At 76.2% G+C, this 3,178-nt stretch carries 3 protein-coding genes and 1 pseudogene; 3 read left to right on the forward strand and 1 reads right to left on the reverse strand.

The features are described 5' to 3' along the window. Positions 1-350: AfsR/SARP family transcriptional regulator (locus HUW36_RS29195; protein WP_174531058.1), on the reverse strand; the 350-nt coding region annotated here is incomplete at its 3' end. Between the two features lie 96 nt (positions 351-446). On the opposite strand from HUW36_RS29195, the pseudogene lnt reads away from it, so the two are divergent. The 3 genes and pseudogenes from lnt to HUW36_RS29210 all read left to right on the forward strand — a co-directional run. Beyond that, positions 447-2,070 (forward strand): annotated as a pseudogene (gene lnt, locus HUW36_RS29200) (apolipoprotein N-acyltransferase); the annotation flags it as partial. A gap of 13 nt (positions 2,071-2,083) precedes the next feature. Beyond that, positions 2,084-2,875: a polyprenol monophosphomannose synthase gene (locus HUW36_RS29205; protein ID WP_174531059.1), complete on the forward strand. Its 792-nt coding sequence runs from the start codon at positions 2,084-2,086 to the stop codon at positions 2,873-2,875. Between the two features lie 55 nt (positions 2,876-2,930). Next, a partial coding sequence (locus HUW36_RS29210) for an FxsA family protein (protein ID WP_174531060.1) occupies positions 2,931-3,178 on the forward strand: 248 nt, incomplete at its 3' end.

The raw sequence follows: 3,178 nt of genomic DNA on the forward strand, positions 1-3,178 counted from the left end.
CCCGGGTCGCCGGCGGCCAGCGCGGCCCGGCCGGCCTCGGCCAGGGCGGCGAACCGGTGCACGTCGACCTGCTGCGGGTCCACGACCAGCCGGTAGCCGGCCGGACCGAACTCGATCTGCACGTCGGGCAGCAGCCGGCGCAGCCGCGACACCTGCGACTGCAGCGCGTTCGCGGCCCGCTGCGGGGGGTCGGCGTCGTAGACGCCGTCGACGAGCCGCCCCGGCGGCACCGTGCGGTCGGCGTCGAGCAGCAGCAACGCCAGCAGGGCGCGCAGCCGCCGCCCACCGACGGGCCGCGGGGCGCCGTCGTCGGCGTACGCCTGGGTGGGGCCGAGGACACCGAACCGCATACGCCCGATTGTCGCCTCCCGCCGGTGGCCCGCCCCACACCGCCCGGGCCGGTCGACGTCGTGGCCGGGTAGCCTTCGGCCCGTGATCGTGGTGAGGTGCCGGTGACGACGCTCGACCGGGAACAGCGGGGTGCCACCGACGGGGCACGCCCGGACGCCGACGCGCGTCCCCTGCCGTTGCCGCTGGCCGTGCCGGCAGCCGTGCTGGCCGGGCTGGCGTTGCTGTTCGCGTTCCCCCCGTACGGGCTGTGGCCGCTCGCGCCGGTCGGGGTGGCGTTGCTGGCCGCCGCGGCGCACCGGCGTCGGCTGCGCGCCGGCGCGGGGCTGGGCTTCCTCGCCGGGGTGACGCTGTTCGCGCCGCTGCTGGAGTGGACCAACCTGCACACCGGCTACCTGCCGTGGGTGCTGCTGTCGCTGCTGCAGGCCGGCTACCTGGCGCTGTTGGGCGCGGCCACCGCCTGGGTGTCGCCGCTGGCCGACCGGTACCGGGCGGCGTGGCCGCTGCTCACCGGCGTGCTGTGGGTGGGGCAGGAGGCGCTGCGCGACCGCACCCCGTTCGGCGGGTTCCCGTGGGGGCGGCTGGCGTTCAGCCAGGACACGTCGCCGCTGCTGCGGCTGGCCGCGCTCGGCGGCGCGCCGCTCGTCACGTGCGCCGTCGCGGTCGCCGGCGGAATCCTGCTCACCCTGGCCTGGCGGGACTGGCGTGCCACGGCCGGGCAGTGGCGGCCGGTGGCCGGGCTCACCGCCGCGCTCGTGGCGGTCCTCGCCGCCGGCACGGCCGTCCCGACCGGCGTACGCGGCGCCGGTGACACCGTCACCGTCGCCATCGTGCAGGGCAACGTGCCCCGCCTCGGGCTGGACTTCAACGCCCAACGGCAGGCGGTGCTCAACAACCACGTCGACGCCACCCTGAAACTGGCCGAGCGGGTCGCGCAGGGCACGCAGCGCCGCCCCGACCTGGTGGTGTGGCCGGAGAACTCCAGCGACATCGACCCGCTGCGCAACCCGGGCGCCGGCTACCGGATCTCCCAGGCCGCCGACGCGATCGGCGCGCCGATCCTGGTCGGCGCGGTGCTGCTCGGCCCCGGTCAGGGGCAGGTCCGCAACGCCGGTCTGCTGTGGCGGCCCGGCAGCGGCGCCGACCTGAGCCAGCTGTACACCAAGCGGCACCCGGTGCCGTTCGCCGAGTACGTGCCGCTGCGCTCGATCGCCCGCAAGGTCAGCGCCGAGGTCGACCGGGTGCGCTCGGACTTCGTCCCGGGGACCCGCCCGGGTGTGCTCGACGCCGGCGCGGTGACCCTCGGCGACGTGATCTGTTTCGAGGTGGCCTACGACGGCATCGTCCGGGACACCGTGACCGGCGGCGCGCAGCTGCTGGTGGTGCAGACCAACAACGCCACGTTCGACGTGGCCGAGGCCCGCCAGCAGCTGGCCATGGTGCGGTTGCGGGCGGTCGAGCACGGCCGGGCCGCGTTGATGGCCTCCACGGTCGGGGTGTCCGGGTTCGTTTCCCCGGACGGGCGGGTAGACGGTGCGACCGGGTTCAACACCGCCGAGGTGGTGGTGCGGCAGATGCGACTCGGGGACGGGCGTACCCCGGCCACCACGGTCGGGGTGTGGCCGGAGGTGGCGCTCGCGGCGCTGGCGGTCGCGGCGCTGGCCGGCGCGGCCCTGCTGCGCCGCCGCCGGAGGGCCACCGCCGGCTGAACCGACGAGCGGGAGGCGGTGCGACGGTGGGCGTGGCAGCCGACAGGCGGACGGTCGGCCATCCCGGGGTGGGCCGGGTCCTGGTGGTGATCCCCACCTACAACGAGGCCGACAACGTGCGCCGCATCGTCGACCGGGTCCGCGCGGCGGCGCCCGCGGTGGACGTCCTCGTCGCCGACGACAACAGCCCCGACGGCACCGGCGCGATCGCCGACACGATCGCCGGGAACGACACCCGGGTGCACGTGCTGCACCGTGCGGGCAAGGAAGGCCTCGGCGCGGCGTACCTGGCCGGTTTCGCGTGGGCCCGGCGGCGCGGATACGACGCGGTGGTGGAGATGGACGCCGACGGCTCGCACGCCCCGGAGGACCTGCCGGCGCTGCTCGCGGCCGCCCGCGACGCCGACGTGGTGATCGGCTCCCGGTGGACGCGGGGCGCGCGGGTGCTGAACTGGCCGTGGCGGCGGCTGCTGCTGTCCCGCCTCGGCAACCTGTACGCGCGGGTGGCACTGGGCATGCCGGTCAGCGACGCCACCGGCGGCTACCGGGTGTACCGGAGAAGCGCGCTGGACGCGATCGACCTGGACTCGGTGCGGTCGCAGGGGTACGCGTTCCAGGTGGAGCTGTCCCGGCTGGCGCATCGCGCCGGGGTGCGCATCGTCGAGGTGCCGATCACGTTCGCCGAGCGGGAGCACGGCGACAGCAAGATGAGCCCGCTGATCGTGGCGGAGGCGCTGTGGCGGGTCACCCGGTGGGGGGTGCGGGACCGGCGGGCGGCGGTGCGGGCCCGGCCGGCGGCGTTGGCCCGGTGGCCGTGAGCGCGGGCGTGTCATGCTGGAGGGGCGTGACGACACACCGGGCGGATGAGGTGAGATGCGCCGAGGACTGAGATACCTACCACCGGCCCTGCTGCTGCTGACGCTGCTGGAGCTGGCCGTTTTCGTCCTGGTGGGCCGGGCCGTCGGGTTCGGCGCGGCGCTGCTGCTGGTGTTCGCGGCCTCGCTGCTGGGTCTGGTGCTGCTGCGCCGGGAGGGCATGCGGGCGTGGCGGGGGTTCCGGGCCGCCGCGCAGGCCGGTCAGCCGCCGGGGCCGCAGGTGACCGACGGGCTGGTGGGCCTGCT

The sequence above is a fragment of the Micromonospora maritima genome, assembly GCF_902825405.1.
Lineage (GTDB): Bacteria > Actinomycetota > Actinomycetes > Mycobacteriales > Micromonosporaceae > Micromonospora > Micromonospora maritima.